The sequence below is a fragment of the Dermatophilus congolensis genome (assembly GCF_900447215.1).
Taxonomy (GTDB): Bacteria; Actinomycetota; Actinomycetes; order Actinomycetales; family Dermatophilaceae; genus Dermatophilus; species Dermatophilus congolensis_A.
Genome location: NZ_UFYA01000001.1, coordinates 1,920,339 through 1,939,947 on the forward strand (window position 1 = coordinate 1,920,339; position 19,609 = coordinate 1,939,947).

A 19,609-nucleotide genomic window follows, 5' to 3' on the forward strand; every position below is an offset into this window, starting at 1 on the left:
TGCTGTCTTACATCACCAGCTTCTGGGCCATCCTCTCCACGGTACGCAGCGCATACACATCACGCACCGCCAGCTCAAAAGCACCCTCAGCACGAAGCAACGCCACAAGACGCACCGCCGCCATCGAATGCCCACCCAGCGAGAAGAAATCAACATCCGCTGGCACCTCATCCTCATCCAGGTCGAGCACCTCAGCCACGAGCTCAGCCACCAGACATTCCTGCTCACCGCGAGCAGGACGCCCCGTGCTACCCACCGGGCTACCCGAACCCAGCTGCGCCGTATCCACCTTGCCATTAGCAGTCAGCGGGAATTCCGGCACAACCGTATAACGGTCCGGCACCAACGCCTCCGGCAACACCGACCGCAACCCATCACGCACCGCACGCGCCACAGCCTGCGAATCAGCCACCCGAGCAGCCAGATGACACACCAACGCACCATTGACCACTGTTGTGACACAGCCATACACCTCAGCCACATCAGAGGGCGCCTGCGCACCGCGATCCTGTTCAGCCAAAGCGAGCACAGCCGCAGAGACCTCACCCGGATCCACTCGATGACCTCGAATCTTCACTTGGTTGTCCGTACGACCCAAGTACTCCATGAGCCCATCTGCAACACGACGCCGGACTCGGTCACCGGTGCGATACATACGCGACCCTGGCTCACCCCATGGGCATGCCACAAACGACTCAGCTGTACGTCCCGGCATGCCGTGATAACCACGAGCCAACCCAATTCCCGTCAGATACAGCTCACCAGGAACACCATCAGGAACAGGACGCAACCAACGGTCAAGCACCAACGCCACCGTATGATCCACCGGCGCACCAATCACTGGATCAGCACATTCATCATCGCCCACCCCCAACGCGTTGATCGTGTACTCCGTAGGGCCATACAAGTTGTAGCCACGCACACCAGGCATCTGGCCCAAACGACGCCACAACCGCACAGACACAGCCTCACCACCGAGCAAGACGAGCGAAGGAGCATGCATCCCCTCGTCCAACAACCCTTCAGCAATCAGCTGCTCTGCCTGCCCCGGAGTCACATTGATGACATCGATGCCGTTCTGACGGGTGTACTCAACCAGACGCTGCGGATCACGACGCAGATCCTCATCACACAAATGCACCTCGTGCCCATCAGCCAACCACAGCAGCTCTTCCCAGGACATGTCGAAAGCAAACGACAACGCGTGCGCAACCCGGAACCGACGATCACCTGCAGCATGAACAGCCGGAGCAAAAATCTTTCGCCGATGGTTGACCAACATCGAAGCAAGACCATCATGTGGCACAACCACACCCTTAGGACGCCCCGTCGAACCAGACGTGTAGATGACATAAGCGTCACCTGCGGCACTGGCGCGCGACACCAACTCAGCAGACATCTGCACCGATGCAAGAGAATCAACCTCTACCAGCGGCACATCTGGAACGATTCTGGCCATCCGAGAGCGTGACTCTCCCGTGACCAGCACCACCTCAGGATTCACATCACCAAGCACCGCCGCCAAGCGACCATCTGGATGAGACAGATCCACAGGAACGTACCTAGCACCCGTGCGCAGCACACCCATCAACGCTGCCACCACATGCGCTGACCGAGGCAACCCCAGCGCCACGGTGTCACCAGGACCAACTCCCCGCCGCAGCAGCTCCTGCGCCACGGCAAGACAACGCCCTTGGAACTGCGCAAACGTCCACCGGTGTTGCTCATCGACCAGAGCCACTGCATCGGGGTTGCGTTCAGCTGCTGCATCGAGGGCATCAACCACAGTGAAGTCCACCCGAGCGTTCTGAGCGGCCACCACATCACCGTGATCTGGTCCAGCCTGCCATCCAGGCAAAGACGCCACGGGGCGTCGGCCACTCTCAGCTCCCAAAACACTGTCAGTCAATGACTGCAGCGCAGACACCGCCAGGTTCGCCGCTGTCTGCGCCGCACCAGCGGGAAGCAGTTCGGAGCGGTGCTCAAGCGTGAGCCTCAACCTCTCCCCCGGCGTATACACCCAGGTCAATGGGAAGTGAGTGGCGTCCACGGAAGACTCCGCCGTGATCCCGTGCATACGTCGCGTTTCTTGCGCCGCCTTGGGGTCCAGGAAGTTCTGCACCACCACGAGCGAGTCGAACAGCACCTCCATGCCTAGGCCTCGCTGAACCTGACCAAGATCGACCCCGTCGAAAGGCATCGACTCCAGCCGCTCAGCCTGAATTCGGGTTAGCAGATCCATTACCGTCTGCTGGGCTTGCAACTGCACCCGCGCCGGAACGGTGTTGAGCAACACACCCACGACCGAATCCACCCCGGGGTCCTCCACGAGGTTACGGCCAGAAACCGACAGGCCTACGACAACGTCGTCTTCACCAGTGAGAACCCGCAACGAGAGCGTGGTCGCAGCCACGATCAAAGCGGTCAGGGTCACCCCGGCGCGGGACGCCGCTGCGTTCAGCGCGTTAGTGCTCTGCTCATCCAGATCGATCACTACCGATTCCGGCAGCGTCGGTGTCGTGGCCAGCCGTCCATCACCGACAAGCGTTGGTCCGTTCAGTCCTTCCAAACGGCTTCGCCAGTGGGCCAGCGCGGCTGCCTCATCGTGCGATGTGGTTTTGCGAGCAACCTCAGCGAAGCTTGGAAGCGCTGGCTCTGGTAGACAAATGTCCTGTTCAGGAGTGTTCTCACGTAGGCGGAGTCGCTGAAGGAAACTGTTCAGTAGCAGCGCTCTCGACCAACCGTCCATCAGGACAAGGTGGTAGGTGAACACCAGCAGGTCACCTTCGTGCGGGGTACGGATGAGCAGGAACCTAGCCAAGGGCCATTCGCCCAGGTCAAATGGCAGTCGTCGCTGCGCGTCAAGCAGCGCATCGATCTGGTCAACACTGTTGACTTCGTGCACCGTCACCTCAGGACAGATGCGCTGGGTCGCTCCGGGAAGCCACTGCGTCGGTGTGCCGTCCTCGTCTACGAGGAAGCGGGCACCAATGGCTGGGTGAATCGTGACTGTGTCAGCGAAGCTTTCGGCCACGATCTTCGGATCAAGACGCCGATCGAAGGCCAGCGTGGTTTGTGCCGTGTACGTACCTCCGGGGGCGACCTGAGCCTGGAATAACAGTCCTCGTTGCAGCGGAGTCAGTGCTGCTTGTTCGCCTTGTTCGGCAAGCGATTCTGCCAGGTCAGCGACGGCCTCTTGCCATGCTGGGATGAGGTCAGCCGGATCGACTCCTAGCTCGCTCCAGGCTGGTTCAGCCACACGGAACTCGGCTCGCAGTTCTTGGCTGCTCATCGCCCATATGTCTACCTCAAGCAGGTGCGGGGTTCGCGGCGGAGCGGCTGGGGTAGGCACGCAGAGCACTGCGTCGCTTTCGGCGCGGCCGAGATAGTTGACCAGTACCTGTGCTCCACCATTGCTGAGCATGCGTGCGCCGTGTGGGTGCAGGTAACGCAGCGCTGTATAGCTGGTTGCGGGGACGGTATCGCTCCCGCCTTCTACAGCGTGGATTACCCGCTGTGGGTCGCTCGATCCAGGTACGCGCACCGGCGCTAGGCAGGTGAACCATCCAACGGTATGTTCCAGGTCGATGTTGAGGCTGCCCCCGCCGTTACGCCCGTGTGTTTCCATCTCTACCAGCATCTCGGGCCGCTCGCCGATACAGCGGGACAGCGCTGCGACGACAGTGGCGGTGAGCCGAGCCGCGACCTGGGGGCCGGAGGTCGCTGTGAGCAAAGCTTTTGCTGCGCCTGCCTCTAGTCGGGTGGCTAGTAGACGCACCTGCTCACCTGGCCAGCTGTCAGCTGCCACTAGCTGCGGTATGTGATGCATGCGTTGCCAGTGCGGTAGCCATTGGGTGATTTCGTCGGTATGGGTGCGGCGCAGCAGTTCCGTTGCGTGTTCACCGGCCGAAACAGCTTCAGGCGCAAGGGGCTTGTTTTCGAGAGCGCAGCGTAGGTCGTTCTCGATCACCAGCCAGGACATGCTGTCTACAACTGCGTGATGCACGGCCATTACTGCAACGCGTCCTCCCTTTACTACTGCGGCGGCAAGGAGCGTTCCGTTTTCGGGGTCGAGGGTTTCAAGCAGTGTGGGTAGTGCGTGTTCAGCGGTGTCTGCCTGTAGCACGGGGATTGTTGGCGTGGTGGCTGGTATTTCGATTCCTAGCGGCAGTTGGTGTGACAGGCCGCTGAGCCGGGCCCCGAGCAGCGGGTGTGCTGTGACCACGTGACCTAGCGCCTTACTCAGCTGTTCCGTGTTGACGGTTTCATCGAGTTCGATTGTTCTGGCCTGTGCGAAGTCTCTGGGCATACCCAGTGTTTGCTGGCGGTACAGCATGGGCAACGGCACCAATGGCCCATGCGTTGTTTTCGCGCGAGTCGCTGATGTCGCGGGGGTGGATTGCAGGCATAGGCGAGCGATTCCGGCAGGGGTGCGTCCGGTGAAAACCTCGCGCGGGCTCACTGCGATGCCTTCGCGACGCAGTCGGTGGCACAGTTTGAGCGCCAGGATCGAATCTCCACCGAGCTGGAAGTAGTCCGCGTTCGGTCCTACTGCTTGGGGGTCGAGGTCGAGCACCGCAGCTAGCGCTGCCGCGATCGCTGCTACCGCTGGTTCACTCTGTTGCCTAGCAGCAGGTGCGGTGTCTGCTTCTGAGCACATCTCGTGTTCGTTGGATGCCTCGAGCATTGCGAGCAGGGCTGTTTCATCGCGTTTGCCGTTGATAGTCAGCGGCAGCTGTTGTGCTGCGATGAGTAGGGTGGGAACGAGATAGGCCGGTAGCTTGCGCCGTGCGGTGCGTCGAGCTGTTGAAGCTGCCTCGGCCAGGTCGGTGCCTTCGCGGGGCACGACAACGGCGGCCAATTGGCGTCCTTCAGGCCGATCGAGGGCCAATACTGCAGCGTCGGCCACTCCGGGCGCGGTGAGCAGGACTGTTTCAACTTCACCGGGTTCAATACGGAAGCCTCGCACCTGTATTTGACGGTCGGCGCGGCCGATGTACTCCAGCCCACCGTCGGCCCGTACCCGCATAACGTCACCGGAGTAGTACATGCGGGTGCCGTCAGCGGCGAAGGGGTCGGCGACGAATCGTGCGGCGCTGAGCCCTGGTTGTCCGAAGTAGCCACGGGTGACTTGTGGACCGGCTACGTAGAGGATTCCGGTGCCCCCGGGGTGTACTGGGCGCAGCTGGCCGTCGAGGACATAACCACGTAGCCCATCCAGTGGGCGTCCTACTGGGCTTGCGGTGGTGCGGGTTTGCTGGGCTGTTTGCAGCAGCGTGGTGGTGAGTTTGAGTGCCGTGACATGCACTGTGGTTTCAGTGATGCCGTACATGTTGATGATGTGGCAGTTGGGGTGCCGATGAGCGAATTCGGCGACGCGAGCTATTTCGAGTGCTTCTCCGCCGAAGATGAGGTGGCGTAGCGCTGGCAGGGTTGCTCCGGTGGCGTCCAGGGCGACGAATGCTGAGGGGGTCTGGTTAAGAACCGTCACTTTTTGTTCAGCGAGTACGCCAGCGAAGTCGTGGGGTGAGCGTGTCAGGGCGTAGTCGAGGAGAACGACGCAGGCCCCGTACCGCAATGGTGCCCACAGCTCCCAGACGGAGAAGTCGAAAGCGAACGAGTGGAACAGACACCACACGTCCTGGTTACTCATCTGGACGTGGTTGTCGGCTGTGTGCAGTAGCGCCAGCACGTTGGCGTGGGTGACTACCACTCCTTTGGGGCGGCCGGTGGAGCCGGAGGTGTACAGGATGTAGGCGGGATCGTGGGGAGATGGGGTGCGGGGCGAGAACTGTAGTTCTGTTGTGTTGTCTTGTTCCTGGGGATCGGGCATCACCATGACGGTGGTACCTTCGGGGGCGATTGTGTGGGCGCGTTCAGCGTGCTGAGGCCCGACGAGTAGCACTTCGGGCTGGCAGTTATCCAGGATGAGGTCGATCCGGTGGTCAGGTGACAGCGGGTCCAGTGGCACGTAGGTGCCGCCAGCAAGGACCACCGCCAAGATACCGACTACTTGCTCTGGGGAACGGTCAAGCAGGAGAGCTACCCTGGCGGGCTGATCGCTGCGGGGTAGGGCTTGGCTGAGTGTGGCGGCAACGCTGCGAGCGCGGGCGTGCATCTGTGTGTATTCGATGCGCTCTGGTGTGCCTTTATCAGTGGTGACGGCGACGAGGGCTGGGCGTTGTGGGTGTGCTTCCACACTTGTCTGCCACAGCTGGGTCAGTGTTGCCGGTTCGTTGGTGCTCTGGGCGCCTGCGGCGGCGATGTGTGCGGTTACGTGTGCAACCGAATTCGATGAGCACAGTCCCTCGACGGCGGCGGCAAGCATCCGGGTGATGCGTTGTGCACGGGAGTGGTTGATGGATGCGGGGTCGTAGAGAACCCGCATCAGGGGTTCTTCGGTGGGGGAAACCACTAGCGTCAGTGGGTAATGAGGGGCGCCGTCGTTGATGACTGCGCGGATTTCCACTTCTGCTCCGGGCACGTGTAGTTGTGCTGGGTCGGTGGGTAGGTCCATCACCACGAGGGTGTCGAAGAGGTCACCGACGGTGCCGCCCTGGGGGACGGTGTCTGCTAGTGGCACGTGCATGTGGGCGCGTACTTGATCTAGGTGTGTGCTTACACCGGTGAGCAGCGTGTGTGCTGGGTCGGTGGGGGCTGCCCCTGGAGCTAAGGATGGGACGGTGTTGATCACCATGCCGACCGCGTTTTCGAGGTCATCTACAGGAGCGTCGCGTCCGGAGACGGTGGATCCGAAGATGACGTCGCTGTGGCAGTCCAGGCCAGCGAGGTCGCGCAGTACTAAGCCCCATGCTGCGTGGGCCAGGACGGGTATTGACCATCCGTGGTTGCGGCAGTGTTCCAGCGCAGCGTCGATGTTGTCGGCGATGACAGGGATTTCTTCAATGTGTGTGGGGATTGCTGCGCCTGGAGCGACTACTACGGGGGTGGCTCCTTGGAGTGCTGTTCGCCAGAGTTGTTGGTCGGCGTGGCGGTCGCGGGTGTCCAGCCACCGTACAAAGCCTGGGATGCCGTGTTTTGGCCGATATGCGGGTTCTGGTAGGTCGGGGTTGGTGTAGCACTCGATGAGGGTGCGCAGCATGAGGGGCACTGACCATCCGTCAGCCACGAGGTGGTGGACGGTTTGGATGAGCACGCAGTGTTCTGGTTCGAGGGTGACGAGCGTGCAGCGCATCAGCGGTGCGTGTGTTGGGTCGAATCCGGTGGTGCGGTCGGTGTGTGCCCGTTGGCGTAGCCGTTGTTGGGCTTCATGTGGTTCTACTGCGGTCAGATCGAGTTCGGCGAGGTGAAGCCGGTCGGCGGCGGCAGTGTCGATCACAGACACTGCTTCTCCGGAGGTGGTGGTGAATACGGCTGCGGATAGGGCTGGGTGGTGGCGTAGCAGCGCGCGTAGAGCGGTTTCGAGGCGGTGGGCGTCGATGGGGCCGTGGAGGTGGACTAGTTGTTGTTCAACGTAGGCGTCGGACTGTTCGCCTTCGAAGACGGAGTGGAAGTACATGCCGTTTTGCACTGGGGTCAGTGGCAGGATGTCGACCAGGGTGGGGCTGTCGAGGTGGTCTAGGTCTTCGAAGCTGATGGGTGCAGGTAGGCCGGGGGCGGAGGCAAAGTCTCCGGGCGAGCGTGATCCTCGGTGGGCTAGGCCTGCTAGTGCGGTGAGTGCTTCGGTCCACAGTTGTGCCAGTCGGGTGATGCTGGTGTCTTCGAGGACGTTGGCTCCCCAGGAGAAAGTGGCGCGGAGTACGCCGCCGTCGGGTTCTACGGTGGTGACGGCGTTGAGTTCTAGGGTGCGTGGCAGTGGTTGTTCTGGGTCGCGGCGCTCGCCTAGCAGGTCGGTGCCTGGTAGAGGTTCGAACTCTGCGCCGTTGCTGGATCCCACGCGGCCTAGGTAGTTGAACAGGATTTGTGGTTCGTGGTCGAGGCCGGCCGCGGCGCCTGGGCGTTGGTCGAGTCGGCGTAGCGCACCGAATCCGATTCCGCCGTTGGGTACTTCGGCGAGCTGGTCTTTGACTGTTTTTAAGGCTCGTACAAGGGCGTCTTCATCGGCGTGCAGGGTGATTCCAGGGTCCAGGATTACGGGGAACATGCTGGTGAACCAGCCCAGGGTGTGGCTGAGGTCGGCTTCGCCGCCGGGGGTGGGGACGAAGCGTGATTCGCGGCCGTGTCCTTCGAGGTCTATGAGTGCTGCGGTTTGGTGGGTTCCGTTTTCTTCTCGCCAGGTTGCGAGTGCGAGTGCGAACGCGGTGAGGAGTACGGTGTTGACGCCGGTTCCGAAGGCGGCTGGTACTGCCAGGGTGATGGCTTCGGTGGTGGTGGCGTTGATGTGGCGGGTGAGGGTGCGTTCGTTTGCGACGGTGGGGGTGGGGCCGGTGGCGTTGGTCAGTGGTGCGTCTGGGGTTGCCAGTACCCGGCGGTAATAGTCGGCGTCGGTGTCGAAGTGTCCGGAGGCGACGGCTTCGGCGAGGCATTGGGTCCATCTGCGTAGGGATGTTCCCTCTGGCTGTACGGGGTGTGTTTTTCCTGGTGTTGGGGTGCCGTCGGGGTTGAGCTCTCCGGCGCGCCATGCCTGCATCGCTGCGGTGAGGTCATCGGTGAGGATTTGCCAGGAGATGCCGTCCATCACGAGGTGGTGGATCACTACTAGTAGTACGCCGGGGCGTAGGCGGGCGCGTACGAGCACTCCGGCTGCTGGGTCCAGGTCTGCGATGAGTTCGTCGGTGTCTGTGTTTTTGTCGCCGCCTGGTCCTCGTTCGTCTACGTAGACGGGTGTGGCATTTTCTGGGGCGGGGATGTCTAGGTGGAGGCCGTTGTGGTGGCTGACGCGGGCGTGGAGTGCTGGGTGTTGGTGGATGGCTGCGTTGAGGATGGCTTGGGCGGCCTGCAGGTTGAGGTCGTGGGGGGCGCGTAGGGGCACGGCTTGTACGAATCCGTCGATGGCTTGGGTTACTTCTCCAAACCATCGCAGTACGGGCAGGTCGTGCAGGGGGCCGTGGGGTTTGTCTTCTACGTCGATGGGGGTTGGGAGGTTTTCGACGGTGTCGGCTAGGGCGCGGGGGGTGCGTGCTTTGAAAATGTGTGCGACGCCTATTGGTAGGCCGGCAGAGCGTAGTGCTCCGGCTAGGCGGACGGCGATGAGGCTGTCGCCGCCGATGTCGAAGAAGTCGCAGTCGGGGCTGACGCGTTGTAGGTCAAGGACGTCGGCCATGGCTGCACATACCTGGGCCAGGCGTGGGCCGGTTATGTCTTCGGTTGTGGTGGTGTTGTTTTCCCATTGGGGTTCGGGGAGGGCGGAGCGGTCGACTTTGCCGTTGACTGTGATTGGCATGCTGTGGAGGATCACGACGGCTGCGGGGACCATGTATTCGGGCAGCTGGGAGCGGGACCAGTCTCGTAGTTGTTCTCCGGTGAGGCCGGAGTCAGCTGTGGTTACTGCGTATCCGATGAGTCGTCCGGATCGGGCGATGACGCAGACGGAGCGCACTTCAGGGTGCTCTGCCAGGCCGGCTTCGACGTCTTCGAGTTCTAGGCGCATGCCGCGGATTTTCACTTGGTTGTCTGCGCGGCCGACGAATTCGAGCGAGCCGTCATCGAGGCGTCGTACGAGGTCGCCAGTGCGGTACATGCGGGATCCGTCAGCGGCGAAGGGGTCAGCGACGAATCGTGAGGCGGTCAGTGAGGGGGCGCCGACGTAGCCTCGGCCGACGAGCATTCCGGCGGCGTAGAGTTCGCCGGGTTCACCGATGGGGGCTGGTCGTAGGTCGGGGCCGAGTACGTATAGCCGGGTGTTGGGGTTGGCGCTTCCGATGGAGTGCCCCATGCGGTCACCCTCTGCGCGGTAGACCACGTGTGAGACGCCGATGGTTGCTTCGGCGGGGCCGTAACCGTGGTAGAGCGGGATATCTAGGGCGCGGCGGAATCGGCGGTAAAGCGCTTGGGTGAGCAGTTCGCCGCCGCACCAGACGTGGCGTAGGTGGCGTAGGGCTCCGGTGGGGGTTTGGTCGGTGGTGTTGGTGTCTTCGGCATCGAGGGTGAGGAGCATTTCGAGCATCGATGAGACCAGGTAGGCGAAGGTTACTCGTTCGGTGCCGATGAGGTTGAGCAGGTAGGAGGGGTCGCGTTCTCCCTCTGGGGCTGCTACGACTACGCGTGCTCCGGAGATCAGTGGCAGCAGGATTTCGTTGATGGAGATGTCGAAGGCCAGTGGTGCTTTGAAAAGGGATGCGTCATCGGTGCGGAAGCCGAGGATTTCGTCGCGTTGCCACAGGAGGCGTTCGACGATGGCAGCGCGGCGGATCATGGCGCCTTTGGGACGGCCAGTGGAACCGGAGGTGAAGACGATATAGGCCAGGCTGGAGCCGTTGATTTCTTCTGGTAGTGGCTCTGGTTTGGCTTGGGGTAGGGGGTTGTTGAGATCGAGGGTGATTGTTGGTGTTTCTTCGCTGGTGGTGGGGTCTGCCACGAGCAGTAGTGAGACGGCTGCGTCGGTGATGACTGAGGCTCGTCGTGGTGCTGGCCATGCTGGGTCTACGGGCACGAAGGCGCCGCCGGCGAAGAGGACACCGAGGATCGCGACGACCATTTCGGCGCTACGTGGCAGTGAGATGCCGACGACGGTTTCGGCACCTATGCCGTGGTGGCGCAGTTGTGCGGCTACCGCGTCTGCAGCTGTCACGAGTTGACGGTAGGTGAGGCGGTGTTCGTCGCTGATGACGGCTTCGGCTTCGGGTGTCTGTTCGGCCCAGGAGCGGATGAGTTCGGTGATGTCTGGTCGGTGTCGGGGTTGGTCGGTGTCGTTCCACATGGCCTCGAGTGCCACGCGTTGGGTGTCGCTTTGGGCGCGCAGGGAGAGCAGTGTGCGCTCTGGGCGGGCGATGATGTCGGTGAGCAGGGTGTGTAGGTCGTGTTCGTCGACGCCTGGGGGGACGTGTACGCACACGGTGGCTTGGGCGGAGCCGGTTTGTGCTGGCTCTACTGTCACGGTGGTTGTTTCAAGGGTGGCGCTCACTCGTCCCGGCGCCCACTCTGCTTGTTCTGCCATGGCTGCCGCCAGGTGAGGGAGTCGATCGTGGGCCGTGACCTGTATGTGGTGTTGGCCCAGCGCGTCATTCAGGGTGACGGTGAGGGGGGTGGCCCTCACATCGGTTCCTTCTGTGGCGGGTGTGTTTCCGTGTTGCACCCACCATGCTGCTGCCACTGCCAGGAGGGGTAGGCAGATTGAGGTAGCGCAGGTGCCATCGGGGTCCTTGCCCATTCGGTTGGCCATTGCGTGGACGTCCTGAGTGGGCAGGTGGATGAGGTGGGTGAGTTCTTGAGTCATCGGCGGGTCCTCACAGCGGGTGGCAAGACGGGTAAGGGGCCGACGACGAGGCCGGCTCGCAGGAGTGGGCGTCGGGCGGTGGCGCCGACACTGAGGTCAGCGCGTGGCGAGCACTGACTGTTCGGTGTGTACGTGGTTGGGGTTTTCTTCTTGTAGGTCGGCGCGTAGTGCTTGGCAAAGTTCTCCGGCGCGTACGGCGATGGTGGATAGCAGGGTGGCGGAGAGGCCATGGCTGCTTTCGGTGGCGCCTTGGATGAACAACCCGGGTACTTCGCGTCCGTTGACGATGACGTGGTGGTCTCGGGAGACCTGGGGAGTTTCGGTGCCGATGAGACTGGGGGCCAGTCCGCTGAGGCCGCGGGAGCGGAATCCGGTGGCGCAGACGACGGCGTCGACGTGTGTGGTGTGTTCGGTGCCGTCGATCCGGTTGCGGAGGATGACTTCGACGCGGCCATCTTCGGCTAGGCGTGCGTGCATGACGCGGGTGGCGCGGTGGAAGTTCAGTCGGTGTTCGCCGGTGACTTGTTCGCGGTATTCACGGTTGTACAGGTCGGCGATGAGGCTTTCGTCGACGCAGGCGTAGTTGGTGTATCGGTGTCGTTGTACTAGGTCGCGGCGTACGTCTTCGCAGGCGTGGTAGAAGTCGTCGACTGCTGCGGGGTCGAAGACGCGGTTGGCGAAGGGGCTGTCGTCGGCTGGTGCGAATCCGTACCCGTGGAATGCTGCCTCGACGTTGGCTCCGGCGTCGTGCAGGTATGCGATGACTTCAGCGGCGGATTGGCCTGCGCCGACGACGAGTGCGCTGCGTGGCAGGCCTTCTGGTAGTGCGGCGAGGTGGTCTAGTAGGCGGTGGTTGTGGAACACCCTTCCGGATCCGGCTAGTTCAGCTCCTAGTGCCCATTCGGGAAGTCGTTCTTCTAGGCCGCTGGCTACGACGACGGTGCGGGCGTAGTGGATTTCGGGCCCATCAGGACCTTCTGCGGTGATGGTGAAGCGGGCTCCGTTGGGGGCGTCGTCAATGGCGTGGTCGAGTGCGGTGACTGTTCGGCCGTAGCGGACGTCGGCGTCGAGGTTGGTGGCTACCCAACGTAGGTAGTCGGAGAATTCGACGCGTTCGGGGGTGAATGTTTGTCGGTTGATGAAGTCTGGGAGTCGGTCGTGTTCTTTCAGGTAGTTGATGAAGGTGTAGCGGCTTTCGGGGTTACGCATTGTCACGAGATCTTTGAGGAAGGAGATCTGCATGGTGGTCCCGGGCAGAAGCATGCCGTCGTGCCAACGGAATTCGTTTTGTTTTTCGAGGAACATGGCTTTGATGCCTGTTCCTTCGTTCAGGGCGATGGCTAGCCCGAGGTTACCTGGTCCAAAACCAATGCCGATGACGTCGTATACCGCGGTGGAGCGGTTGGATTCTTGGTGGGGGGCGTGGCTGTTTTGCGTAGGTGTGTGGGATTCGCTTGGGTCAGGGGTAAACACGATGACTCCTCCGTTCTATAAGGTAAGCCTTACCTTACATGGACATGTGCTCAACTCGATCCGCCACCGTCACCCACTCCGGCCCGGCACAAAGAACCACTGTGGTTCTGCCTGAACGTTTCTCAGCCAGCAGCAGCGAAATGCTCCGCGCCGTCACGGCATCAACAGCAGAGGTCGGATCCACCAAAACCAAAATGTCTGGGTCAGCAGCCAATGCCCTCCCCAATGCCAGCCGCTGCCGTTGGCCACCAGAAAGATCGATCCCCCGCTCAGCCACCTCTCGTTCCAATGCCGAACCAACCGTCACATCATCCAGGCGCAACCGGCTACACAACTCGGAAGGTTCATCAGGCTCAGTTTCTTTGCCAGCAAACCGGCCAGTGGGGACAAGGGCCTGCCCCACCGTCCCCTGCAAGATCTGCGGATGCCTCGCCTCGGCAAGGACGAGGCCCCGCAGCTGCTCTAGATCTGCTTCCTGTGTTGGCACGCCACGCACCTGCACATGACACTGCATCGGTACCGCATCAACACCTGCACGCAACGCCTCTACTACTTCTGCGGCATGTCCAGAGGAGCAATACACCACAGTGAGTTGCCCTTCGGAGGCAGACCACTTCTGCTCGCCATTCCAAGCGCCAATCGCGGCTACTTCTCCAGCAGCAGGCAAGTCACGTCCCTGCACCATCGGAGTGGGCTCCCCCACCGCGGCCAGGCGCCGGGCTGAAGCCCGCGCGGCTGCTACATACTGCGGCATTCGGCACAGCTGTTGAGCTGGATCTGCCACAAATTGGGTCAAGCCAACGACCGTGATGAGTTCACCGATCGAAATATCACCAGCTAGGGCTCGGTAACCTGCAGCCACCCCCACAAGACCAACAAGAAGAGTGCTGGTCAAGGTGGTCACCATCTCGCTCACCCCGCCAAGCTTGGCGAGCCCTTCGGCCTGCTCACGCGCGTCGGAAGATAACCGTCGGTATCCCTGATAAGCGGCCCCTCTACCACCAATTCCAGCCAACGGGCGCAGCCCCCGCAGCAGGTCACCTACGCGAGCAGTAGCCACCGCTAAGAGACGTTGATGCTCTTGCCCCCAGGAGGCAATGCGTCCTGAGATGATATGCAGGACTGTAAGCACCGCAGCCGTGCCGCCAAGCACCATCGCTCCTAGCGCGAGGTCGATATACGCCAGCACACCGGCACAGAAAAGAATCCCTACCAGGGCAGAAGCGGCCACCGCAAGGATTTCCATGATGTCGGCAGCGTGACCGGCGTCCTCACCTGCCACTGTCACCAAGTCATCCCCGTTAACCTCACCGCGGGAGGGGCGAGATGCGATGACGCTGGTAGCAATTTCGTCGCGCAGTTCTTCAGTGCGGCGAGCCGTAGCAGCCTGCAAAAAACGGAAAGCGGTGCGCCAGGACCACGAGACGGTGAAAATAGCTACGCCCAGCGCGGACACTGACAACAGCGGAGCCCACACGCTGCGCTGCTCAAGTACATGATCGACGATCCACCCCAGCAGCAGCGGAACTGACGCTTCTGCCACCTGATACAGGCACAGGAGCGCACCGGCTCCTAGGAACGTCCACCTTTGACGGCGCAGGGGGGTGAGCAGGATTTCTCGTGCTCGGGCACGCTCGGGCACGCCAGTGCCTCCCAAACTCATCGCATTTCCTCTTCCCGTCCGGTGCTCCATGCATCCCACAGTTCGGCGTAGCGTCCACCTGCAGCGAGAAGCTTTTCATGCGTGCCGTGTTCGATAACCCGACCGTCTGCCATGACAGCGATGGCATCAGCGGCGCAAACCTGATCGAGCCGATGCGCCACCACTACGGCAGTGCGACCAGCCGTGACTGCTTGCGAGGCTGCTTCCAGTACTCCAGCTTCGGCTGATCCGGCTTCAGCAGTTGCTTCGTCAAGCACGACGACTGGTGTGTCACGCACGAGGATTCGAGCGAGGGCAAGTTGCTGGGCCAGCGCAGGGTCGGGGATGACCCCACCTTCACCGACGCGGGTGTCTAGGCCTTCGGGTAGGGACTGCACCCACTCTTGAACGCCAACAGTTTTCAGTGCGTCATGGAGCGTGGTGTCATCGGCTGTTGGATCTGCTAGCCGTAGGTCATCGCGCAAAGTGCCAGCGAAAACGTGGCTTTCCTGAGTGGCGACGCTTACCAACGCGCGCAGCTGGGACTCATCGAATTCGGCGATAGAGCGACCATTAAGGGTGATTTCACCTTCAGTGGGATGCAAACTGCCTGCAAGCAGCGAGGCCAGGGTGGTTTTACCGGCTCCAGTGGCTCCGACGAGGGCCAGAGTGCTCCCGGCAGGGATATGCAGGTCTACACCATCGACTGCGGGATGTTCTACTGCGGGGTAGCGGTGATGAAGCCCCTGTACGCGTATCTCTACTGCTGTTTCTTTTTCTCGGCCAGGTTGCGCGGGCTCGGCGTCTGCAGCCAGGCGCATCACGCCGACAAGACGCACGAGCGCTGCACCTGCTTTTTGTATGTCGTCAGTAACGGCTAGAATTGCACCAATAGGGGTAAATAAGCGATGGAATAGCAAGGTCGCGGCAGCAACATCGCCGACGGTGACTTGCTCAGCGCGTAGCAGTAGCCACCCCATGAGGATCAGCGCTGCCAGCCCGATGAATTCGGCGCGGTTTTCTCTGGCAACGAACCGCGTGAACACCGAGAAGCTATCGATGGCTTGACGACGCACTGCAGCAGCGGAGTCGGTTAGCTGGCGGCGGCGTTGTTTTTCCAGTCCGTAGGAGCGCAGTGTGTGCACCGCCTCGACTGTGCCTACTACGTCGTTGAGGTATTCGGCTTCTAGGTGCCGCAGTTCCCGGTAGCGAGGCGCGGCCCGTGGTAGGTACCAACGCACTGCCAGAACGTACATCGGCCCGGCAGCCATTCCAGCAAGAGCGAGCCGCACGTCAAGGGTTGCCATACCTACCAGTGCCACGAAGATCATCAGCGAGGCACCTAAGACGGTGGGTAGAGCGCCGCGAGAGGCCGAGGATAGAACTGCAACGTCGGGGCCTACGCGAGAGAGTGTGTCGCCTCGTCCTGCGTTTTCGAGGGTGGCCACAGGCAGGCTGAGTGTGGCATGGGTGACGCGTTCGCGTAGTTCAGCGACAACACGAGCGGCCAGGGTACCCAGGAGGGTGTGCCCCAGACCGTTGAGCAGACCTGCCCCCAGGGCACAGGTAATGATGATGCTCAGTAGTCCAGGCAGGGTTTGTGCTCCGTTACCTGCACGGATGAGGTCAACGATTCGGCCAAGCAGGAACACTGGCCCTACTGCCAACGCGGCGCCACCCAGTAGGGCTAGGGAAGCCCCGGCCGCTAGGAGTGGACGGTTTTTAAGTGATCGGACCAGTTCGGTGGTTGCCTGTGCAGCGGTGACGACTGGCAGGCGCTCGTTGGAGGGGACTCCCACGGTTTTTAGGCGCCGATGCGCTGTGGGCGCAGATCTGTCCAGTGAGCTTCGATGTATTCCAGGGCAGCTTCGCGGGAGGTGCCTTCAGGTGCTCCGTGGACTATGTTCCAGCCCGCGGGTACGTCGGCGAAGATTGGCCATAGGGAGTGTTGCCCCTCGGTGTTGGTGAGGACGTAGAAGCTGCCGGATGCGTCGTCGAAGGGGTTGTCGGCCATGGCGTCTCCTCCAGGGGAAGCGGTGGGAATGAGTGACATGTACCTAACTAAGGTAAACCTTAGTTAGGTGTTGTCTCATTTCTTCCCATCAGATGGACGCGATCCGTTCGCTGTGCCGTTCACCCACAGGAACAATTAACGGCCTGCCCGAAACGGGATCCTCGATCACTCGACTACGGAGTCCGAAAACCTCGAACAGGAGCTCTTCGGTGACGATCTCCTGAGGTTCTCCGCGAGCGATGATGCACCCATCGCGCATCATCACCAGGTCGTCGCAGTAGCGGCATGCCAGTGCGAGGTCATGTAGCACCATGACGACAGTGCGGCCATGGTCGGCGTGCAGCCGGTCCACGAGGTCCAGCAAATCCAGACTGCGAGCTAAATCCAGGCTGGTGGTGGGTTCATCCAGGAGCAGCACGTCTGTTTGTTGGGCGAGCACCATCGCAATCCATGCACGCTGCCGTTGACCGCCGGAGAGGGCATCCAGGCGCCGGTCTGCTAGCTCACTGACGCCAGTGAGGGCCATCGCTTCACGTACCGCCTCGGCATCGCTGCTGGACCACTGTAGCATCCAGGACCGGTAGGGGTGACGTCCGAGAGCAACCAGGTCGGCTACTCGGATCCCTTCTGGGGCGGTGGGGGTTTGGGTCAGCATCGCCAACCGTCGTGCCAGTTCTCGTCCTGACAGAGATGCCAGCGGCTGGCCGTCGAGTTCGATGGATCCGCTGCTGGTGGGGATCAGTCGAGCCAGGGATTTGAGCAGTGTGGATTTGCCGCACCCATTTGGTCCAAGAATGGCCGTCATGACTCCGGGACGGATCTCCAGATCGCAGTCTTTGACCACAGTGTTTCCGCGGTAACCGACGCTGATGCCGCTGGCACGCAGCGCGGGAGTAACCGTCTGGGCAATGGCGGTAAGAGTCATGACGTGACCTTCTTGTTAGCGTGAACCAAAAGTGCAATGAAGAACGGTGCACCTGCGGCAGCTGTGACCACCCCGACCGGGACGGTTCCGGCGAGAATGTGCTGGCTGATCAGGTCACATCCGGGCACCATGACCGCCCCGCAGAGCCCGCCGGCCACTGCTGGCGGTGTGGGGCTGGCCAGGAGAAGGCGAGCGACTTGGGGGGCGGCCAGGGCAACGAATCCGATAGGACCAGCGGCGGCGACCGCTCCAGCTGTCATGACAACGGCGGCCACCCAGGCCAGTGCTTGGCTACGTCCGATAGGCACCCCTAGAGAGCGGGCTGTGTCATCTCCCAGCGGCAAGACCTGCATTGCTGTCGCGGAAGCAGTCAGCAGGATGAGTCCGGTGATGAGGCAGATGGCTGCCGGGGCTGCATGCTGCCACTGTCGCCCATCGAGGGTTCCGGCCAGCCAGGCCACTGCTTCGCTGGCTTGGTGCACATCGGAGCTGGCCAGCACAGCGGAGACTGTCGCTGAGCACAAGGTGGTGATCCCTACTCCGGTGAGCACGAGGCGGGAGGTGTCGGTGCCTCCAGGCAAGGTCAGCAGCCATACCACCCCGGCTGCAATCAACCCACCGACCAGTGCAGCTAGCGGTACCGCGATGCTTGCGAGCGCCCCTGTTGCCAGGAGCATGGGGCCAGGAATGAGAGCCAGCACTGTCACGACAGCCACTGAGGATCCCATGGTGATCCCCAAAAGGTCAGGGCTGGCTAGCGCATTACGTGCCAGCGTCTGGGTGATAGATCCTGCGGCGCCAAGAGCGCAACCAACCAGCACTGCGACCAGTGTTCGGGGCAGCCTCCATTCCACGACGATGATGTGGTGAATTTCGGGGCCGTTGCCGGTCAGCGCAGTGACGACTTCAACGGGGGTGAGTGGGTATGTGCCCTGCCCTAGCGTCAGGATCGACATGGCAGTGACGAGAACGCCCAAGGCGGCGCAGACGAGCACTGTGCGCACTCGGATCCGGGTGCGTGGTAGCGGCCATATCAGTTCACCGGGGCGAAGGCGTGAGTCTGTGATGGTACTCATGTCGTCGCGACCGATCGACGGCGCACTAGGGCGAGAAACACGGGAACTCCAATGAAGGCGATGACGATGCCGCCAGGGATCTCGGAGGGGCGGGTGAGGATGCGCCCGAATACGTCGGCGAGGACCATGAGCAGCGCTCCGGCCAGGGCACTCATCGGCATGATCCAGCACTGATTGGTTCCCACGAGCAGCCGTACGGCGTGCGGGACAACGAGCCCGACGAAAACAATGGGGCCAGCGGCTGCGGTGGCGGCTCCTGCCAGAAGGGTGACGCCGGTCAGGCCCAGCAGTCGCGCCACCGGCACGTTGACGCCCAAGGAGCTAGCGATGTCATCACCTGCGCCCAGGACATTCAGCGTGGGGGCTGAGAGGAAGGCCAGCGCTGCCCCTACGAGAAGGAAAGGCGCTACGGCGGCGAGCACTGATAAGTCTCGGCCGGTCAAAGAGCCGGTGTTCCATTGGCGTAGCTCGTTCAACCCTGCCTGGTCACGCAGGATAATCGTGGTGGTGAGGGCGTTGAACAGGGCGGTCGTGGCGGCGCCAACGAGCACGAGCGTCAGCGGTGAGGCAGCTCCGGTGCCGATTGAGGAGATGGCGAACACGGTCACGGCAGCGAAGATCGCGCCGAGCAGGGCGAACCATACGAGCACGTCGGTGCTTGTGGCGCCGAAGACGAACACTCCCAGCACTACCGCGAACGCTGCGCCTTGGCTGATGCCCAAGATGCCTGGATCAGCCAGCGGGTTACGGGTGTGCCCTTGAATGAGCGCTCCAGCCAAAGCCATGGATGCCCCCACAGCCAGGCCAAGAAGTGTGCGAGGTAGCCGCTGGCTCCACACAATGGCACCGATGTCGGTGCTAGCGTCCCACGGACGCCCTAGAGCGGTAAGAATCTCACCGATTGTTGTCGGTCGCGTGCCGACAAAAATGGAAAAAACCACTGCACAAAGAACACCCACCACGAGGAGCGCCGCTCCGGTAAGCCTGCTCCCTGACCACTGCATCACATAGGTCAGGCTACCCTTATTAAGTTTGTGGATGCAGTTTGGCATCTACGCGCTTAAGAACACCGCAGCCCCATTCCTAGCCGGTATTTGCTCCCTACCCAGCAACAGACTCCCAACGGCCCACCGCTGCTTCCTAC

At 61.9% G+C, this 19,609-nt stretch carries 8 protein-coding genes; all 8 read right to left on the reverse strand.

The genetic code is table 11. The features are described from left to right. Nucleotides 1–7: 7 nt before the first annotated feature. Nucleotides 8–11,335 carry a non-ribosomal peptide synthetase gene (locus tag DXZ77_RS08455; RefSeq protein ID WP_115031376.1) on the reverse strand — a complete coding sequence of 3,776 codons (11,328 nt, stop codon included), beginning with the start codon at nt 11,333–11,335 and terminating at the stop codon, nt 8–10. 96 nt (nt 11,336–11,431) lie between these two features. Beyond that, nucleotides 11,432–12,808 carry a lysine N(6)-hydroxylase/L-ornithine N(5)-oxygenase family protein gene (locus DXZ77_RS08460; RefSeq protein WP_115031378.1) on the reverse strand — a complete coding sequence of 459 codons (1,377 nt, stop codon included), beginning with the start codon at nt 12,806–12,808 and terminating at the stop codon, nt 11,432–11,434. Nucleotides 12,809–12,842: 34 nt separating this feature from the next. Beyond that, complete coding sequence (locus DXZ77_RS08465) at nt 12,843–14,471, reverse strand: ATP-binding cassette domain-containing protein (protein WP_181816082.1); 1,629 nt, start codon at nt 14,469–14,471, stop codon at nt 12,843–12,845. Continuing rightward, the gene (locus DXZ77_RS08470; protein WP_220181619.1) at nt 14,468–16,249 is read right to left on the reverse strand and encodes an ABC transporter ATP-binding protein; all 1,782 of its coding nucleotides are present in this window, start codon (nt 16,247–16,249) and stop codon (nt 14,468–14,470) included. Before DXZ77_RS08470 ends, DXZ77_RS08465 begins: the two co-directional genes overlap by 4 nt. A gap of 5 nt (nt 16,250–16,254) precedes the next feature. Next, a complete protein-coding gene (locus DXZ77_RS08475) occupies nt 16,255–16,464 on the reverse strand; it encodes an MbtH family protein (protein WP_115032802.1) in 210 nt (69 codons plus the stop codon). Between the two features lie 88 nt (nt 16,465–16,552). Beyond that, a complete protein-coding gene (locus tag DXZ77_RS08480) occupies nt 16,553–17,389 on the reverse strand; it encodes an ABC transporter ATP-binding protein (protein WP_115031382.1) in 837 nt (278 codons plus the stop codon). Next, a complete protein-coding gene (locus DXZ77_RS08485) occupies nt 17,386–18,465 on the reverse strand; it encodes a FecCD family ABC transporter permease (protein ID WP_115031384.1) in 1,080 nt (359 codons plus the stop codon). The genes DXZ77_RS08480 and DXZ77_RS08485 overlap by 4 nt, the downstream gene beginning before the upstream one ends. Then, nucleotides 18,462–19,469: a FecCD family ABC transporter permease gene (locus tag DXZ77_RS08490; RefSeq protein WP_115032804.1), complete on the reverse strand. Its 1,008-nt coding sequence runs from the start codon at nt 19,467–19,469 to the stop codon at nt 18,462–18,464. The genes DXZ77_RS08485 and DXZ77_RS08490 overlap by 4 nt, the downstream gene beginning before the upstream one ends. Between the last annotated feature and the right edge of the window lie 140 nt (nt 19,470–19,609).